Origin of the sequence: Sphingobacterium bovisgrunnientis, from assembly GCF_009829085.1 — a bacterium.
GTDB lineage: Bacteria > Bacteroidota > Bacteroidia > Sphingobacteriales > Sphingobacteriaceae > Sphingobacterium > Sphingobacterium bovisgrunnientis.
Window position 1 is genome coordinate 150732 of sequence record NZ_WUQY01000001.1, and the last position, 17841, is coordinate 168572.

At 37.1% G+C, this 17841-nt stretch carries 16 protein-coding genes; 15 read left to right on the forward strand and 1 reads right to left on the reverse strand.

From position 1 onward, the window contains the following. Positions 1–31 precede the first annotated feature (31 nt). Complete coding sequence (locus tag GOQ16_RS00480) at positions 32–1018, forward strand: LacI family DNA-binding transcriptional regulator (RefSeq protein ID WP_160066856.1); 987 nt, start codon at positions 32–34, stop codon at positions 1016–1018. A 3-nt stretch (positions 1019–1021) separates the two neighbouring features. Here GOQ16_RS00480 and GOQ16_RS00485 read toward each other — a convergent pair whose 3' ends face one another. Continuing rightward, a complete protein-coding gene (locus tag GOQ16_RS00485) occupies positions 1022–1498 on the reverse strand; it encodes a methionine-R-sulfoxide reductase (protein WP_160066858.1) in 477 nt (158 codons plus the stop codon). Positions 1499–1808: 310 nt separating this feature from the next. On the opposite strand from GOQ16_RS00485, the gene GOQ16_RS00490 reads away from it, so the two are divergent. Genes GOQ16_RS00490 through GOQ16_RS00555 form a run of 14 tightly spaced genes read left to right on the forward strand, consistent with a single transcriptional unit; the run spans position 1809 to position 17840 of the window. After that, positions 1809–3092 (forward strand): cytochrome c3 family protein, encoded by a 1284-nt coding sequence (locus tag GOQ16_RS00490; RefSeq protein ID WP_160066860.1) that lies wholly within the window; start codon positions 1809–1811, stop codon positions 3090–3092. Positions 3093–3130: 38 nt separating this feature from the next. Continuing rightward, positions 3131–6136 (forward strand): TAT-variant-translocated molybdopterin oxidoreductase, encoded by a 3006-nt coding sequence (locus tag GOQ16_RS00495; protein ID WP_160066862.1) that lies wholly within the window; start codon positions 3131–3133, stop codon positions 6134–6136. Positions 6137–6165: 29 nt separating this feature from the next. Continuing rightward, on the forward strand, positions 6166–7647 hold the full coding sequence (nrfD, locus tag GOQ16_RS00500) for an NrfD/PsrC family molybdoenzyme membrane anchor subunit (protein WP_149913873.1): 1482 nt from the start codon (positions 6166–6168) through the stop codon (positions 7645–7647). A 5-nt stretch (positions 7648–7652) separates the two neighbouring features. Continuing rightward, on the forward strand, positions 7653–8189 hold the full coding sequence (locus GOQ16_RS00505) for a DUF3341 domain-containing protein (protein WP_160066864.1): 537 nt from the start codon (positions 7653–7655) through the stop codon (positions 8187–8189). Beyond that, positions 8182–8817 carry a c-type cytochrome gene (locus GOQ16_RS00510; protein ID WP_317163793.1) on the forward strand — a complete coding sequence of 212 codons (636 nt, stop codon included), beginning with the start codon at positions 8182–8184 and terminating at the stop codon, positions 8815–8817. The genes GOQ16_RS00505 and GOQ16_RS00510 overlap by 8 nt, the downstream gene beginning before the upstream one ends. A gap of 19 nt (positions 8818–8836) precedes the next feature. Further along, positions 8837–10063: a quinol:cytochrome C oxidoreductase gene (locus GOQ16_RS00515; protein WP_160066868.1), complete on the forward strand. Its 1227-nt coding sequence runs from the start codon at positions 8837–8839 to the stop codon at positions 10061–10063. 42 nt (positions 10064–10105) lie between these two features. Further along, positions 10106–11425, forward strand: a complete 1320-nt coding sequence (locus tag GOQ16_RS00520) for a cytochrome c oxidase subunit II (protein ID WP_240140934.1) — start codon at positions 10106–10108, stop codon at positions 11423–11425. A gap of 25 nt (positions 11426–11450) precedes the next feature. Continuing rightward, positions 11451–13322 carry a cytochrome c oxidase subunit I gene (locus GOQ16_RS00525; RefSeq protein ID WP_192922496.1) on the forward strand — a complete coding sequence of 624 codons (1872 nt, stop codon included), beginning with the start codon at positions 11451–11453 and terminating at the stop codon, positions 13320–13322. Positions 13323–13374: 52 nt separating this feature from the next. Continuing rightward, positions 13375–14418 carry a COX15/CtaA family protein gene (locus tag GOQ16_RS00530; protein ID WP_160066870.1) on the forward strand — a complete coding sequence of 348 codons (1044 nt, stop codon included), beginning with the start codon at positions 13375–13377 and terminating at the stop codon, positions 14416–14418. 52 nt (positions 14419–14470) lie between these two features. Next, positions 14471–15379, forward strand: coding sequence for a heme o synthase (gene cyoE, locus GOQ16_RS00535; protein WP_160066872.1), 909 nt, complete (start codon positions 14471–14473; stop codon positions 15377–15379). A 5-nt stretch (positions 15380–15384) separates the two neighbouring features. Continuing rightward, the gene (locus GOQ16_RS00540; protein ID WP_149913879.1) at positions 15385–15969 is read left to right on the forward strand and encodes a cytochrome c oxidase subunit 3; all 585 of its coding nucleotides are present in this window, start codon (positions 15385–15387) and stop codon (positions 15967–15969) included. 9 nt (positions 15970–15978) lie between these two features. After that, complete coding sequence (locus GOQ16_RS00545; RefSeq protein WP_160066874.1) at positions 15979–16719, forward strand: cytochrome c oxidase subunit 3; 741 nt, start codon at positions 15979–15981, stop codon at positions 16717–16719. A 27-nt stretch (positions 16720–16746) separates the two neighbouring features. Further along, positions 16747–17124: a cytochrome C oxidase subunit IV family protein gene (locus GOQ16_RS00550; protein ID WP_160066876.1), complete on the forward strand. Its 378-nt coding sequence runs from the start codon at positions 16747–16749 to the stop codon at positions 17122–17124. Between the two features lie 2 nt (positions 17125–17126). Then, positions 17127–17840 carry an SCO family protein gene (locus GOQ16_RS00555; RefSeq protein ID WP_160066878.1) on the forward strand — a complete coding sequence of 238 codons (714 nt, stop codon included), beginning with the start codon at positions 17127–17129 and terminating at the stop codon, positions 17838–17840. Position 17841 lies beyond the last annotated feature (1 nt).

Genomic DNA, 17841 nt, shown 5'->3' on the forward strand with positions numbered 1-17841 from the left:
TAGGAGAATCTATTTATCAATTATTAAAAATATGAAAAAAAGACTTTCCATTAGTGATATAGCTAATAATCTTGGGGTATCTGTTACTACTGTTTCTTTTATCTTGAATGGTAAAGCAAAAGAGAAGCGTATTAGCGATGCATTAACCAAGAGGGTGCTAGATTATGTAAAGAAAGTCGATTACAAACCTAATCAACTTGCAAAAAGTTTGCGTACGGGCAAATCAAAGAGTATTGGGCTTTTGGTAGAAGATATTTCAAATCCATTTTTTGCAAATATTGCAGATCGTATTGAGAAGTTGGCGTATGATCACGGGTATCATATTATTTATTGTAGTATGAAAAATGATGAACAGCGCGCTAAGGAATTAATTCAGCTTTTCTACGACCGTCAAATTGATGGATTCATTATTGCTCCAACAGAAGGCCTTAGTGATGATATTAATAATTTGTTGAAAAGCTCAGTTCCTGTCGTTCTATTTGATAGACCCTTAGCGGATGTTGAAACGCATACTGTGATTTCAGAAAACGTGGAAGGTGCTTATCAAGGTACTCTGTTTTTATTGGAACAAAAAAATGCTAAACGCATTGGTTTTGTAACTACTAATAGTACGCAATCTCAAATGAAAGGTCGTTTGGAAGGCTACATGAAAGCAGTTGATACTATTGGGATGGATTTGTTGGTAAAGAAAATTAATCCTGCGCAATCCGAAGACGAGGTTGTGTTACAGATGAAGGACTTTATAGCAGATAATAAATTGGATGCTGTTTTATTTGCAACTAATTATTTGGCAATAAACGGTCTTAAAGCAATCAAAAAATATGATTTGATTGTTGATAAACTGATTTCTTTTGATGAGAATACAACTTTTGGACTTGTTAATCCACCTGTATCGGCTATTTCTCAGAATATCCAAGAAATAGCGCAGGAGGTAGTTCGTATTTTAGTGCAACAAATTAATGGAAAACTTGACAAGATCGAACATGTAGTCGTTCCTTGTAATTTGATAGCACGCTAAGTTTTATTCACCTGGAACAAATTTCATTGAAATTGAATTCACGCAATGTCTTGTGTTTTTTGCAGTAAAGCCTTCACCTTCGAAAACATGTCCAAGATGTCCGCCACATTTATTGCATAATATTTCAACGCGTCTGCCATCGGCGTCAACTTCGCGTTTTACTGCTCCCGGTATTTCGTCATCAAAACTTGGCCAACCACAGTGCGATTCGAATTTGTCTTGAGATTTGTATAGGGGCGCATTGCATCTTCTACAGATATACGTGCCTTTTTCTTTATTATCTAATAATTCTCCGGTAAAAGGTCTTTCTGTCCCTTTATGTAGAATAACGTATTCTTCTTCTGCTGTAAGTTTGTTGTAATTTGTGGTATCCATATTTTCTGTTTTTACTGTTTTAAAGATTTGTTTCTTTTGCTGTTGACAGGATTGCGTAATTAATACGATCACAAACAACAAAATATTTAATATTTTATAGTGCATAACGGTCAAAATATATGTATTTTACTGTACAATAAATGACAAATGAAATAAAAAAATGTTTCTGTTGATATTTCTTTGTCTTCTCCCATATTAAAGTTATTGCAAACCGCTGAATAATGGCTTTTAAAGTTAATTATAGGCATAAAAGAGCTTTATTTAGAATGATTTTAAATTGACAATTTGCGTCATTAAATTGTCAGGGATTGCTTATAAAGTTATACTTTTGTGCATTGTTTGATGGGTGTGAACCCTTCTGACAAGAGGAAAAGTAATTTTTATATTCATAAATAAATAGTATAAAGTGCTAAATATGAGAAATATCTCATCCGTATTGGGAAGATTTGCAAAGTCAATATCAGTTAGTTTGGTGTTGTTATTTGCTGTTACGATGTCGTCGAATGCGCAGGATGCTAAGGAAGGTGCGGCGTTATTTAAGGCAAACTGTACTGCTTGTCACAAGGTAGACAGAAAAATGACAGGTCCTGCATTAGCTGGGATGTCAGAAAGACATTCTGAAGAGTGGTTGGTGAAGTGGATTAAAAATTCAGGTGCTTTGATTGCTTCTGGTGATCCTGTTGCTAATCAGATTTTTGAAGAATGGAACAAAGTGGCGATGCCGGCTTTTACACAATTCTCAGATGATCAAATCAAAGGTATCATCGCGTATGTGAAAGAAGAGGAGGCGAAAGCTGCTGCTGGTGGTGATAAAGGTGGTGCTACTGCTGGGGCCGCTGCGAGTTCTGATGCAAACACATTGATGATTCTTGGTGTTGCTGCTATTTTGTTGTTGGCTGTTGGTGTGATCGTAATCTTGAGTCGTGTTATCAAGACTTTGGAGAAGGTAATCGCTAATAACGCTGCTGCAATTGAAGCTGCTAAAGCACGTAATGAGGCTCATGAAGAATCGGATAAAGTTAAGTTCGCGCAAAAATTCTTAAAGAATAAGAAGTTAGTTGGGTTTACAGCATTGATGGTTGTGGCGTTGTTGGCTGTTTTGGGCTGGCAGACAATGTGGAATGTTGGTGTACATACTGGGTATAAGCCAGTGCAACCAATTAAATTCTCTCACCAAGTACATGCTGGTGTAAATCAAATTGATTGTCAATATTGTCACGGTGGTGCGTACAAATCTAAGAACGCATCTATTCCTTCGGCAAACGTATGTATGAACTGTCATAACACTGTTACTGCTGCAGATCATTACGATGGCGAAACTTCTCCTGAGATTATGAAGTTGTACCGCGCTGTAGATTGGAATCCAGATACACGTGAGTATGGAAATAATCCTCGTCCTATCGAGTGGGTTAGAATTCATAACTTGCCAGATTTCGCTTATTTCAATCACTCTCAACACGTTAGTGTTGCAGGTTTGGAATGTCAAACTTGTCACGGTCCGATTGAATCTATGGAAGAAGTTTATCAATATTCTCCATTGACAATGAAGTGGTGTGTGGACTGTCATAAGACTACAGAAGTAAATGCTGATAATAAATACTATGATCAGTTGATCGAAGCGCACGAGAAATTGAAAAAAGGAGAGAAGATGACAGCTGCGATGATCGGTGGATTAGAGTGTGGTAAGTGTCACTATTAATAATTAATTAGGAAAACGCAATCTTATATACAGCTTAAATGGATAGCAATAAAAAATATTGGAAAGGTTTAGAAGAGTTAAATCAAACTCCTGCTTTCGTTAAAGAAAGTAAGAGTGAATTTGCTGAGCCTATTCCTGTAGAAGATGTATTAAACGAAGCAGGCTTAAGTACAAGAACACCACGTCGTGATTTCTTGAAGGCTTTAGGTTTTGGTTTGGGAGCTGTTACATTGGCAGCGTGTAACCGTACGCCGGTTCACAAAGCTGTTCCTTATGTAATTAAGCCGGAGGAAATCACTCCAGGTATTCCTAACTATTATGCTTCATCATTCAATGGACAAAGTATTTTAGTAAAAACACGTGAAGGTCGTCCAATCTTTATCGAGCCAAATCCAAATGGTGTTGGTTTGACACAAGGTACAGACGCTACTACAGTAGCTTCGGTATTGGATCTTTACGACATGTCTAAATTACAAAATCCGCAATTAGACGGTAAAGATGTAGAGTGGTCTAAATTTGATAGCACAGTAATCGCTGCTTTGAATAAAGCTGCTCAAGCTGGAAAACAAATTGCTATCGTATCGACAACAGTTAATTCTCCATCTACTTTAGCTTCTATCGCTAAATTAACAGCTAAATATCCTACTACTTCTTTAGTACAAGTAGATGCTGTTTCTTACAGTGGTATCATTGAGGCAAATAAAAATTCATTTGGCAAAGCTGTAGTACCTTCTTACCATTTTGGTAATGCACAGGTTGTAGTTTCAGTAGCTGCGGACTTCTTAGGTTCATGGTTGTCAGGTGAAGAACATTCACAAGATTTCATCAAAAATCGTGACTACAAATCATTGAAAAATGGTAAAATGTCACGTCATATCCAATTCGAGTCGGGTCTATCGATGACAGGTTCGAATGCAGATGTACGTATTGCTATTAAGCCTTCAGAAGAAGGTGCTGTCTTGATTTCATTGTACAATGAAATCACTGGTCAATCTGCAGCAGGTGGTACGACAAATGCAAAAGCACAAACAGCAATCAAATTAGTAGCTAAAGAGTTAGTTGCTTCTAAAGGTGCTGCAGTAGTAGTAGCAGGCGCAAATGATGTAAATATTCAATCATTAGTAAACGCTATCAATACACAATTAGGTGCTTACGGCGCAATTATCGATTTAGATAATTACTCGAAACAATACCAAGGTTCGGATGCTGCTTTCCAACAATTCTTAACTGCTGCTAAAGGTGGTCAAGTGGGTGTAGCATTATTCTTGAACAGTAACCCTGTTTATAACTACTTCAACTCAGCTGATGTAGAAGAAGCTATTAAGAAAATTGACTTTACGTTATCATTCGCAGACCGTAAAGACGAAACAGCTTCTTTATTAAAAGCAATTGCACCAGTTCCTAACTATTTAGAGTCATGGGGTGATGCTTCAGCAAAAGAAGGTGTATTTACAGTTGTTCAACCGACAATCAACCCAATTTATAACACACGTCAAGCTGAGCAATCATTCTTAGTATGGGCAGGTGAGACTACGAACATTTATGATTTCGTAAGACAAAATTGGGAAACAAATATTTTAGCAGGTACTGGTAAGTCGTGGAAAGAAGTTTTACAAGCAGGTTATATTTCTAAAGCAACAGCTTCTGGTTCAGTTTATTCAGCTAACGTAGATGTGGCTTCAGTAGTTTCAGCTATTGTTGCTGATTCTAAAAAAATCGTTGGTGATGTAGAATTGAAATTATATGAATCTACTACATTGCGCGATGGTCGTTACGCTAACAACGCATATTTGCAAGAGCTTCCTGATCCAGTATCAAAAGTAACTTGGGATAACTATGCTGCTATCAACCCTAAATTTGCTGAGCAATTAGGTTTAGGTGAGAATGGCAAAGTTACAGTTGAAGCTAACGGTAAATCTATCGAATTACCAGTTGTATTGCAACCAGGTCAAGCAATGGGTACAGTTTCTGTAGCTGTTGGTTATGGTCGCACTTCAGTAGGTAAGGCTGGTGATAATGTAGGTAAAAATGCTTATCCATTGGCTTCATTAATCAATGGTACGGTTCAATTTGCGGCTAAAGCTTCACTTTCAAAAGCTTCTGGCACGTATGAATTAGCACAAACACAAACACACCACACGATCGAAGGTCGTAACATCATTCGCGAAACTACCTTCGCGAAATACCAAAAAGATCCTAACTCTGAATCTGGACGTTTCGCTGATTCTCACAAAACTTACGATTTGTGGAATAAATATGAGCAACCAGGTCACAAATGGGTAATGGCTATCGATTTGAATGCATGTACAGGTTGTGGTTCTTGTATCGTAGCATGTAACGTTGAAAACAATATTCCAGTAGTAGGTCGTGAAGAGGTTCGTCGTCGTCGTGAGATGCACTGGTTACGTATTGACCGTTACTATACTATCGAAGAGAATGGTTCTAAATTCACAAAAGAGAACGATATAGCAAATGTTCAAGACTTCGAGAATGTAACAGTAGTTCACCAACCTATGTTGTGTCAACACTGTGAGCATGCTCCTTGTGAGACTGTATGTCCTGTATTAGCTACTGTACACTCTTCAGAAGGTCTTAACCACATGGCTTACAACAGATGTTTCGGTACTCGTTACTGTGCAAACAACTGTCCATACAAAGTGCGTCGTTTCAACTGGTTCAACTACTGGAATGATTCACGCTTTGATAACTACTTGAATAATGAGTTTACACAATTAGTATTGAATCCAGATGTAACAACACGTTCTCGTGGTGTGATGGAGAAATGTTCAATGTGTATTCAACGTATCCAAGCTGGTAAATTAACAGCTAAAATGGAAAACCGTAAGTTGGTAGACGGAGATGTGAAAATGGCTTGTCAAGCTGCATGTTCGGCAAACGCTATTATCTTCGGTGATGCTAATGATCCAGAATCAGAAGTTTCAAGAGCATTACGCAATGAGCGTGTTTACTATGTGTTAGAAGAGATCAATGTTCAACCGAATATCGGTTACATGACTAAAGTTAGAAACACATTTGAAGCATAATTTTATTCTTTATTTGAAATAAAACAACTATGTCATCGCATAACGAATCAATATTAAGAGAACCATTAATGACCGGTAAGGACATCACGTATGCACAAATTACGGATGATATCTTACTACCGGTTGAAAATAAACCCAACAAGGCTTGGTGGATTGGATTTATCGTAGCTGCTTGTGGAGCTATGTTATGGGTTATTAGCGTTGGATACACGTTTTGGACGGGTATCGGTGCTTGGGGTCTAAACAAAACAGTAGGTTGGGCATGGGATATCACCGACTTCGTATGGTGGGTGGGTATCGGTCACGCGGGTACACTTATCTCAGCCGTATTATTATTATTCCGTCAAAACTGGCGTAACTCCATCAACCGTTCTGCGGAAGCGATGACGATTTTCGCCGTAATTTGTGCCGCAACTTACGTTGTAGCGCACATGGGACGTCCTTGGTTAGCATACTGGATTTTCCCACTTCCGAATCAGTTTGGTTCATTATGGGTAAATTTTAACTCACCATTAGTATGGGATGCGTTCGCGATCTCTACATATTTCACTGTATCATTAGTGTTCTGGTACTGTGGATTATTACCAGATATCGCATCAGTACGTGACCGTGCTTCAGGTTTAAGAAAAAGAATCTATTCAATCTTTTCATTCGGATGGAATGGTTCAGTAAAAACTTGGCAACGTTTTGAAATCGTGTCATTGATTTTGGCAGGTATTTCTACACCACTTGTACTTTCGGTACACACTATCGTATCTATGGACTTTGCAACATCTGTAATTCCAGGATGGCACACGACAATCTTCCCTCCATACTTCGTGGCAGGTGCGATTTTCTCAGGCTTTGCGATGGTACAAACATTATTATTAATCTTACGTAAAGTATTAAACTTTGAGCACTACATCACGATGTTCCACATCGAGTCGATGAACAAAATCATTATGGTGACAGGTTCTATCGTAGGTGTTGCATATTTGACAGAGTTATTCATTGCTTGGTATTCGGGTTCTGAATATGAGATGTATGCTTTCGCAAACCGTGTTGCTGGTCCGTACGCTTGGGCTTATTGGGCGATGATGACATGTAACGTGATTTCACCTCAATTGTTCTGGTTCAAAAAAATACGTACAAGTATTCCTATCTCTTGGGTATTGTCGATCATTGTAAATATTGGTATGTGGTTCGAGCGTTTCGTAATTATCGTTACTTCATTACACCGTGATTATTTACCATCATCATGGGCAATGTTCTACCCAACATGGGTTGACGTAGGTATCTTTGTAGGTTCGATTGGTTTATTCTTTGTATTATTCTTATTGTTCTTACGTTTCTTACCAGGTATCGCAATTGCTGAGGTTAAATTATTATTGAAAAGTTCTAGCTTACAACATAAAACTAAGTTGATCCAAGAAGGAGCATTCCCAGAAGATCAAGTAGAATTCTTCAAAAAATCATTGGAGAAATACGATTCAGTATCACAAGAGGAAATTAACGCATTACGTAAAAAATAATAGCAATGAGCAATACAAAATATATATTAGGAAGTTTTGCGGATCCTGATGATTTGATGCACGGGATTGATAAATTGCAAGCAAACAATATCAGCATATACGATTGTTATACACCAATGCCGATTCACGGAATCGAAGCTAAATTAGGTGTAAAACCTTCAAGATTACCAATCGCAGCTTTTTGCTTTGGTGCGCTAGGTACGACATTGGGATTTAGTTTATTATACTATACTATGGCATACGATTGGCCAATGAACATCGGTGGAAAGCCATCTTTAGCATTGCCAAACTTTGTTCCTGTTACATTCGAGGTGACTATTTTATTATGTGCTTTGGGTATGGTAGCGACATTCTTTTACCGCAATCACTTATTCCCAGGACGTGCACCCCGTGTAATGGATTTGAGAGCTACGGACGATCGTTTTATCATTGCAGTAGATGCAAACGAAAATACAGATCACGCTTTAGTGGATAGTTTGTTGAAAGAAGCTGGAGCAGTAGAAGTTAAATACAATGAAAGAAAATATGTTAGTTATGAATAAGAAGAATTTTCTTGGCGCTGTATGTATGGCTGTAGCTTTCGCAGCAGTAACTACTGCTTGTGGAGATGGTACTACGCGTAGCACAGGTTTGGAATTTTCGCGTAATATGTACGATCCGTTAGCATACAATCCAGATCAGCCAAACAATAATTTTAAAAATAAACAAACAGCTCAAACTCCTCCAGCAGGTAGTATTCCTCAAGGTTTTGAGAAGTTTGCAGATGAATATTCAAATACACCAGAGGATTATACAAGAGCAGGAGCTGAAGTTACTAATCCACTAGCTGTAAATGAAGAAAACTTAGCTCAAGGTCAACATTTATACTTAGTAAACTGTGCCGTATGTCATGGTAAAGAAGGTAAAGGTGATGGCTCTATTACTAAAGATCGTTCGATCACGGATTCAAGAGGTACTCGTCAATTAGAGAACTTCCCTAATCCTCCAGCATATGGAAGATCAAGCGGTGCAAATTCATCTAGAGGTGGGTTAATGGCAGATTTGTCTGCAGGTAAAATTTATCATACTATTTACTACGGTTTGAATACAATGGGATCACACGCATCTCAATTGAATCCAGAGGAGCGTTGGAAAGTAGTTATGTATGTTCAAGAATTACAAAAGAAATAATCTAACATCAATTTAATAAATGGGAACTCACAATCATCATCACGATTATAATTTCAGCGAGCAATATACATTTGCTGGTACAGCGAAGATTGTTAGCTTGGTTGCTATTGTATTAGGTGCTGCTGCCATTGGATATGGTTTGTACACTGGTGATACAATGCGAACTTTCGCCAATCTACTATTGATGGGATATTATTTCGCTTGTGTATGTGCTGCTGGAGCTTTCTTCATTGCGTTGCAAATGGTAACTCAATCTGGATGGTCTGCAGGTTTAATTCGTATTCCACAGGCTATGGCGTCAGTATTGCCTATTGCATCCGTGATTTTATTAATTATCGCGGCAGGAGGTATTTACACACATACATTATACCACCACTGGACAGATCCAACATTATTCGATCCAAATCATGCTAATTACGATAAATTAGTTGCTGGTAAACAAGCATTCTTAAACATTCCAGGATTCTTTATCCGTCAGATTTTGTTTATGGGATGTTACAGTATCTTCGCTTTCATCTTAGCTAAATTGTCATACAAAGAGGATTTAGAAGGTGGCTTAGGATCTTACAAACAAAGCTTTAAATTATCTGCTATTTTCTTAGTAATATTTGGTTTTACAACTCCAATTTGGTCATTCGACACAATCATGTCATTAGAGGCACACTGGTTCTCTACAATGTTTGGTTGGTACAATTTCGCAGCAATGTGGGTTAGTGGTATCGCAGTTGTTGTTGTAATCTTAATCTTATTGAAAAAAGCGGGTTACATGGCTTGGGTAAATGAGAATCATTTACATGACTTAGGTAAGTTAATGTTTGGTTTCTCTATCTTCTGGACTTATGTTTGGTTTGCGCAATTCATGTTGATTTGGTACTCTAACATTCCAGAGGAAACAGTTTATTTCTACAAGCGTTGGGAGCCAGAATACAAACCATGGTTTTGGTTAAGCATCATTATTAATTTCTTAGCGCCATTATTACTATTGGTAGATAGAGATGCGAAACGTAAACAGAATATAATGTTGTTCGTAGCAATTTTATTATTGTGTGGACACTGGTTAGACTACTATATTATGATCATGCCTGGTACAGTAGAGACTGATAGAGGTTTTGGATTAATTGAAATTGGTACAGCGATAGGTTTTGCAGGTTTATTCTCATTCTTAGTGATGAATAAAATTAGCAAGCATCCTCTTGCTCCTAAACATCATCCATTCCTTGATGAAAGTTTAAACCATCAGATTTAATATAGAATTGATAGAATTTACGTTCAAACGTTTATAGAAGAAATGAATTTAAAAATTAATAACGGGTTTAAATCCATAGCGGGTTTACTACTTTTAATCAGCTTATTTTTTGCTGCGCCAGCTATGGCAATGCAGAGTGATTCGACAGTAGTTGACACAACGGCGGTAGCAGCAGCTACTGCTGGCGAGGCAACTGTTGATAGTGCAGCGGCAACTACGGATACAGCAGCTACGGCTACTGTAGCGGCAGATGCAAGTGCGGGTACTACAACTACAGCGGCTGCTAAGGTGGAAGAAGTAAAACAAATAGATCCTCAAGTCTATAAAAACTTTTTCTACTATGTATTATTGTTCTTAGTTATTTGTACAATAATCGCTGTAATTGGCAAAATTCATTCAGTGTATGTATTGACGAGAAAGATGAATGGAAAATACAATGAGTATGGTAATAATAATTTACAAGCTACATTGTTCTTAATTTTCTTATTTGCCTTCTTAGCATTTGTATACTATTCATACGATGTATGGGGAAGCTGGTCTTGGAGAGATGCTGCGACTGAGCATGGTAAAGAAATTGACCGTATGTTCATTATCACATTAGTGATTACTACTGCTGTATTAATATTGACACACATCGTTTTATTTGTGTTCACATATGTATATAGAGCTAAAGCAAAACGTCAAGCGTACTACTATCCACATAATGACTCTATCGAGAAATTGTGGACTATTGTTCCTGCGATTGTATTGACAGTTTTAGTATTGTTTGGTTTCTTCACATGGAGAGCTATTACAAATGTGCCAGAAGAATTGCAAAAATCAGCTATTCAAATCGAGGTTTTAGGTGAGCAATTTGCTTGGCATGTAAGATATCCAGGTGTAGATGGTGAAATCGGTAAGCGTAACTATAAATTGACTACGCCTACAAACCCTTACGGTATTGATTTCAATGATAAAGCATCTTGGGATGATTTACAAACACAGGATATCGTTATTCCGGTTAATAAATCCGTGCGTTTCCATATTATTTCAAAAGACATTATTCACTCGTTTTATATTCCTGATTTCCGCGTACAAATCAACGCAGTACCAGGTATGACGAATTACTTCCAATTTACGCCAACAGTGACTACTGAAGAGATGCGTGACAAAATGAATGATCCGAAATATGATTTCATTATGTTGTGTAATAAAATCTGTGGTCAAGGTCACTACAACATGGGTAAAAAAGTTATCGTTGTTACTGAGGCTGAATATAAAGAATGGTTAGCTCAACAGGGTAAATACTTCACAGAAGATTTACAAAAAGAGTTTGCTAGTAACAATGTATCAGAAGGTGTGAAAACAGCTTCAGTAAATTAATTATAAAAGATTTTTATAAAGTAATATGTCAAGTACAGTTTTATCACACGACGCAGCTCATCATGATGCACATGGTCATCACCATGAGACGTTCTTAACTAAATATATATTTAGTCAAGATCACAAGATGATTGCGAAGCAATTCTTGATCACAGGTATCATTATGGCCGTGTTTGCCATGATCTTGTCTCTTTTGTTCCGTATTCAATTAGCTTGGCCGGACAAAGATTTCCCTATTCTTGAAGTATTCTTGGGTAAATGGGCAGAAGGTGGTCGTATTAAGCCTGATTTCTTTTTATCATTAGTTACTATCCACGGTACGATGATGGTATTCTTCGTATTGACTGCGGGGTTATCGGGTACATTCAGTAACTTATTAATTCCATACCAAATTGGTGCTCGCGATATGGCATCTCCATTGATGAACATGTTGTCATACTGGTTCTTCTTTATCGCTTGTGTTATCATGATTGGATCCTTCTTTATTGAAAGTGGTCCAGCATCACCAGGATGGACTATTTATCCGCCATTATCTGCCGTTCCTACAGCCATTTCTGGTTCTGGATTAGGTATGACGATGTGGTTAGCATCTATGACTTTATTTATCGTGTCTCAAGTATTGGGGGGTGTAAACTACATTTCTACAATCTTGAATATGCGTACTAAAGGTATGGATCTTTGGAAAATGCCTTTAACTATCTGGTCTTTCCTCTTAACAGCTATCGTAGGTTTGTTATCGTTCCCAGTATTGGTTTCAGCAGTAGTATTATTGATCTTTGATCGTTCGGCAGGTACATCATTCTACTTGTCAGACTTAGTTGTTCAAGGACAGATTTTACCTAATGAAGGTGGTTCTCCAATCTTATTCCAACACTTATTCTGGTTCTTGGGTCACCCTGAGGTATATATCGTAGTAATGCCTGCATTAGGTTTGACTTCAGAAGTAATCTCAACAAACTCACGTAAACCAATCTTTGGTTACCACGCGATGGTTTACTCATTAGTAGGTATCACGGTATTATCATTTATCGTATGGGGTCACCACATGTTCGTGACTGGTATGAATCCTTTCTTGGGTGGTGTATTTATGATTACGACGTTGATTATCGCAGTTCCTTCAGCAGTAAAATCATTTAACTATATGGCTACATTGTGGAGAGGTAACATTCGTTTCACTCCAGCGATGATGTTTGCTATCGGTATGGTATCATTCTTTATCTCAGGTGGTGTTACAGGAATTTTCTTAGGTAACGCTGCATTGGATATCAACTTACACGATACTTACTTCGTAGTAGCTCACTTCCACTTGGTAATGGGTTCTGCTTCTATCTTTGGTATGTTGTGTGGTGTTTACCACTGGTATCCTAAGATGTTCGGTAGAATGATGAACGAGAAGTTGGCATATTTCCACTTCTGGTTGACTTTCATCGGTGCGTACTTAGTATTCTTCCCAATGCACTTTATGGGTATTGATGGGGTGCCTCGTCGTTACTACTCATTCACTGAGTTTGCATTCATGGAAAAATGGGTTTCTGTAAATATTCTAGTTACTTGGGCTGCTATTATTGCAGGTGTTGGTCAGTTAGCATTCTTAATTAATTTCTTCGGATCTATTTGGTGCGGTAAGAGAGCAACGCAAAACCCTTGGAACTCTAATACATTGGAGTGGACTACTCCAGTAGAGCATTTCCACGGAAACTGGCCAGGAGAGATTCCTACAGTATACCGTTGGCCTTATGACTACAGTAAGCCAGGTCACCACGAGGATTTCATTCCTCAAAGTGTTCCACATTCGCAAACTATGAGTTCGAATATGCCACATGATTTCGAAGGAAATGAAGAAGCTATTCGTATTCAAGAGCAATGGAATAAAGAAAATAACAGAGTAGAAGGTTAGGTTTATACCTACCTTCTATTTAATACTATTTTGACAAATATAAAGAGGCGTAATGTATCCAGCAGGTGAGAAGATGTTTATAAATGTTAATAGAATAACTATTATCACCTTATTTCTTGTTATTATCGCTGGGGGCGTAGTACGAAGCACAGGTTCGGGAATGGGATGCCCAGACTGGCCTAAATGTTTCAACCAAATCATTCCACCTACTGATGTTAGCCAATTACCTGAAGGGTATGAGCAACATTATATAGATGGACGTGTCAAGAAAAATCAACGTTTTGCAAATATTGTTGAACTTTTTGGAGACGCGGAAAAGGCAGATAAAATTCGTCATGATGAATCAATTTTAGTACATGAGGAATTTAACGCCGCGAAGACATGGACAGAATACATTAATCGTCTAGTCGGTGTTTTAGCAGGGTTTGCGTTATTATTTACGGCAGTATATTCGTTTATTTATATCAAGTCAAAACCTTCCATTTTCATATGGAGTGTTCTTAATGTCATCTTAGTTGTAATTCAAGCTTGGTTAGGTTCAATTGTTGTGTCAACCAACCTGATGCCTTGGATTATCACCGTGCACATGTTGTTAGCACTGATTATTGTTGGTGTAAGTATTTATACTTTCTATATAGCTACTACTCTGCGAAATAAGACGATATTAGTCAATTATCCTTCGACGGGACTTAAAGCTATCGCCATAGTATCTCTTATAGTTACATTGGTACAAGTAGTATACGGTACAGAAGTAAGAGAGGTAATTGATCATCTGAATGCAGATGGCGTAGCACGAGGAGAATGGATTGAATCTATAGGTGTTAATTATGATATCCATAGAATATTAGCTTATGTGACTTTATTGATTACTGTTTTGTTTTTCTTTCTAGTGAAAAATAGATTTAGCAAAACGTCAATTCAAAGTCAATATGCATGGATAATCTTAATATTAGTAGTATTACAAATGTTGTCTGGGATAATATTAGCTAGATTTGCAGTTCCAGCTTTTGCGCAGACATCACACTTAGTACTAGCAAGTTTGTTTTTCGGAGCACAGTATTATTTGATGCTTTTGATGACGAAGCTGAAAAGATAGATAATAGCAAATACAATTATTATCTAGAGGAGAAAAGGAGAAAGAGCACTCAATGAAAACTTTTATTTCAGATTTTAACAAACTTGTAAAATTACGTTTGACGTTAACTGTTGTATTTTCAGCATCTATTTCATTTTTGATAGGCGCGAAGCAACAGGGTGATATCATGTGGTTCAATTGGTTATTATTAACGATTGGCGGATTCTTGGTGACAGGAGCAGCGAATGGTTTTAATGAAATCATTGAAAAGGACATCGACAAATTAATGAAGCGCACGATGGATCGTCCATTACCAGCCGGAAGAATGACAACAGGTCAAGCTTTAGTGTTGAGTTTATTTATGGGCATTATTGGCACTTTGGTATTGGTAAAACTGAATTTTATCGCAGGATTACTATCGGTGTTTTCAATATTTTTGTATGCATTCGTGTATACACCTTTAAAACCTAAATCCAGAATTGCTGTATTCATAGGCGCAATTCCTGGTGCATTGCCACCACTGATTGGGTATTTCGCGGCGTTCGAATCGTTAGGATTTGGATTAGCTTATGCATCGGTTAGTGAATCTGCTATTATCATTACACCATTTATTTTGTTCCTTGTTCAGTTTTTCTGGCAATATCCACATTACTGGGCGATTGCTTGGGTAGCGGACGAAGATTACAAAAGAGCTGGTATCCAATTATTACCGAGCCTAAAGAAAAATAAAGCATCAGCTGTATTCATCTTTATATCTGCTTTACTAATGATTCCAGTTGGCTTTTTGCCAATGTATTATGGATTCGGTGGTTGGATATTTACGATAGTATCGCTGTTAGGTGGTTTAGCATTCACTTGGTACGGATACAAGCATCTTGTAGAATTAAAAGATGAAACGGCTAAAAAGGTAATGTATATCTCGTTTTTATATTTACCGTTGACACAATTGGTATTACTTTTTGATTTTATTCCTTTTAAATAATATAAATGGGAGCTAACGAAATAGAATTGGAAGACTTGCAAAGAAAGCGTAAAGCTCAAAAATTCAACCTTTGGTTGGGTTTAATTGGGATGTTTATGATGTTCGCTGCACTTTCAAGTGGATTTATCGTATATACGGCAAGTGGTGTTGATAAAGGAATTAAAACAATATTACCACAAGCGTTTATTTACAGTACACTAGTAATAGTGGCAAGTAGTTTGACTTTGCATTTCGCGGTTAAAGCTGCTCAATTAAATCAACTTGCAAAACAAAAGATGCTATTGATTATCACGATCGTGTTAGGCATAGTATTTTTTATACTTCAAGTACAATCGTGGGGGATATTGACAGAGCAGGGCGTTTATTTTATAAACAATAATGCTTCACAGTCATTTATCTACATCTTCACTGGATTGCACTTGGCACACATTGTAGCTGGACTTTTGGTATTGGTACGCGCATATTTTGGTGCTGTTAAGCCAATTGCTTCCGACCGCAATGTTTTTAGAATGGATCTAGCAGCTATTTTTTGGCATTTTCTAGATCTTTTATGGATTTATATATATGTTTTCTTACTTTTGAATCAATAATAGTAAACAATGAGTACAACAACTGTATCGCAATTGGATAAGGTAAAAGACGGACCATGGTCTGGTGGTAAGTCACCTTGGAATTTAGAGTATGGAAAAATCATGATGTGGTTTTTCTTAGTTTCAGATGCTTTTACGTTTTCGGCATTCCTAATTTATTATGGTGCTCAAAAATTTGCTCAACCTACATGGATAGATGCGGATAAAATTTTCCAATCTGTACCAGGTATTGCTGAGTCGGGTCAACCTTTGGTTTTCGTAGGTATAATGACCTTCATTTTGATTATGTCTTCTGTGACTATGGTATTAGCCGTAGAAGCAGGACATCGTAATTCAAAACAAGAAGTTATTAAGTGGATGATTTGGACAATTATTGGTGGTTTGGCTTTCGTAGGCTGTCAAGCTATCGAGTGGAATCACTTGCATCACCAAGGATTTTGGTTTGGAAGAAACCCTGCTACAGGATTAGTTGATCCAGATGCTATTGCAGCAGCTTTAGAGCCATATTTTACAAAGGATATTTCTTATACAGCAGCATTACAATTCTCTAATTTATTCTTTACTATCACTGGTTTCCACGGTTTCCACGTTTCGATCGGTATTTTGTTGAATATCATTATTCTTTGTATGACATTGAATAATACATTTGAGAATAGAGGTACTTATTTAATGGTTGAAAAAGTAGGTCTTTACTGGCACTTTGTAGATTTAGTGTGGGTATTCGTATTTACATTCTTCTACTTAATCTAATTATTGACTTTTATCGAATTATAGAAAATGGCACATCACGATCATATAGCTACACACGATGCTCACGAGCATGGTGAGGGAATGGGCAAAAAGCAAATCTGGCAAGTATTCTTTGTATTGTTGGCATTGACAGCATTAGAATTCTTGATCGCATTAGGTTTTGTTCATCACTGGGGAATTTTGCAAAAAGGCGCTTTAGTTAATACGATTTATATCGTTTTGACACTTGTGAAAGCATACTATATTGTTGCATACTTTATGCACTTGAAGTTTGAAAAATCAAGTTTTATTGTTACTTGTAGTATAGTATTTATTTTTATCATCTATTTCATCGTATTGATGTTGGTAGAAGGTGATTATTTATTATATCACTTACAAGAGCATGATATTTTTCCTAATAAATAAGAATGAATAATAACTCTAAAAAGAGAAATATATCAACTTTTATAATCCTGGCTATAGTATTACTAGTGCCAGGATTTTTGTATATAACGCTTAATAAAATTGGTTCAAACCAATATTTGAAGCTTCCAGTATACGGTGAGAAAGTGCTTTCTGGTAAGATGAATCGCAAGATGGGACGGGAGATTCCCGATACGGTTTATCATCAGATCGAACCATTAACTGTGTTTAATGCTAATGGTGAGAAAGTTGATTTTCTAAATCAAGATACTGTTATCACAGTAGTACATTTGTTTGCAGCGCAAGACAGTGGTTTATCTCGTACATTACTTACGAATCTTAAACCAGTGGCAGAACGTTTTAAGAATGTGCAAAAGGTGAAATTTTATTCAATTTCGCTCAATCCAAATGAAAGCAGCGAAGATTTGGAAAAAATACAACAGCTATATGCGAAAGAGTTTGGTCCAACTTGGTTTATCGTGCGTCCAGATTCGGCAATAACGGAATATGTACAACAAAACTTTTTGATTGATGCACATGTAAATACAGATTCTACATTTTCTTTTAGTAACAATTATTTATTAATTGACACAGAGAGGCGAATTCGTGGTTTCTACGACATCAACGCAAATAAGGAGATGGAACGACTGGAGGACGAGATCAAAGTTCAATTGGTAGAGGAAGCGCGTAATAATCCATTAAAAATAGAGAAGAAATAGT

What these genes read in the sequence shown, in the direction of transcription:
- GOQ16_RS00525 (WP_192922496.1), top strand. Translation starts at nt 11,451, where the DNA reads ATGTCAAGTACAGTTTTATCACACGACGCAGCTCATCATGATGCACAT.
- nrfD (WP_149913873.1), top strand. Translation starts at nt 6,166, where the DNA reads ATGTCATCGCATAACGAATCAATATTAAGAGAACCATTAATGACCGGT.
- cyoE (WP_160066872.1), top strand. Translation starts at nt 14,471, where the DNA reads ATGAAAACTTTTATTTCAGATTTTAACAAACTTGTAAAATTACGTTTG.
- GOQ16_RS00520 (WP_240140934.1), top strand. Translation starts at nt 10,106, where the DNA reads ATGAATTTAAAAATTAATAACGGGTTTAAATCCATAGCGGGTTTACTA.
- GOQ16_RS00555 (WP_160066878.1), top strand. Translation starts at nt 17,127, where the DNA reads ATGAATAATAACTCTAAAAAGAGAAATATATCAACTTTTATAATCCTG.
- GOQ16_RS00495 (WP_160066862.1), top strand. Translation starts at nt 3,131, where the DNA reads ATGGATAGCAATAAAAAATATTGGAAAGGTTTAGAAGAGTTAAATCAA.
- GOQ16_RS00480 (WP_160066856.1), top strand. Translation starts at nt 32, where the DNA reads ATGAAAAAAAGACTTTCCATTAGTGATATAGCTAATAATCTTGGGGTA.
- GOQ16_RS00515 (WP_160066868.1), top strand. Translation starts at nt 8,837, where the DNA reads ATGGGAACTCACAATCATCATCACGATTATAATTTCAGCGAGCAATAT.
- GOQ16_RS00550 (WP_160066876.1), top strand. Translation starts at nt 16,747, where the DNA reads ATGGCACATCACGATCATATAGCTACACACGATGCTCACGAGCATGGT.
- GOQ16_RS00540 (WP_149913879.1), top strand. Translation starts at nt 15,385, where the DNA reads ATGGGAGCTAACGAAATAGAATTGGAAGACTTGCAAAGAAAGCGTAAA.
- GOQ16_RS00505 (WP_160066864.1), top strand. Translation starts at nt 7,653, where the DNA reads ATGAGCAATACAAAATATATATTAGGAAGTTTTGCGGATCCTGATGAT.
- GOQ16_RS00530 (WP_160066870.1), top strand. Translation starts at nt 13,375, where the DNA reads ATGTATCCAGCAGGTGAGAAGATGTTTATAAATGTTAATAGAATAACT.
- GOQ16_RS00510 (WP_317163793.1), top strand. Translation starts at nt 8,182, where the DNA reads ATGAATAAGAAGAATTTTCTTGGCGCTGTATGTATGGCTGTAGCTTTC.
- GOQ16_RS00490 (WP_160066860.1), top strand. Translation starts at nt 1,809, where the DNA reads ATGAGAAATATCTCATCCGTATTGGGAAGATTTGCAAAGTCAATATCA.
- GOQ16_RS00545 (WP_160066874.1), top strand. Translation starts at nt 15,979, where the DNA reads ATGAGTACAACAACTGTATCGCAATTGGATAAGGTAAAAGACGGACCA.
- GOQ16_RS00485 (WP_160066858.1), bottom strand. Translation starts at nt 1,498, where the DNA reads ATGCACTATAAAATATTAAATATTTTGTTGTTTGTGATCGTATTAATT.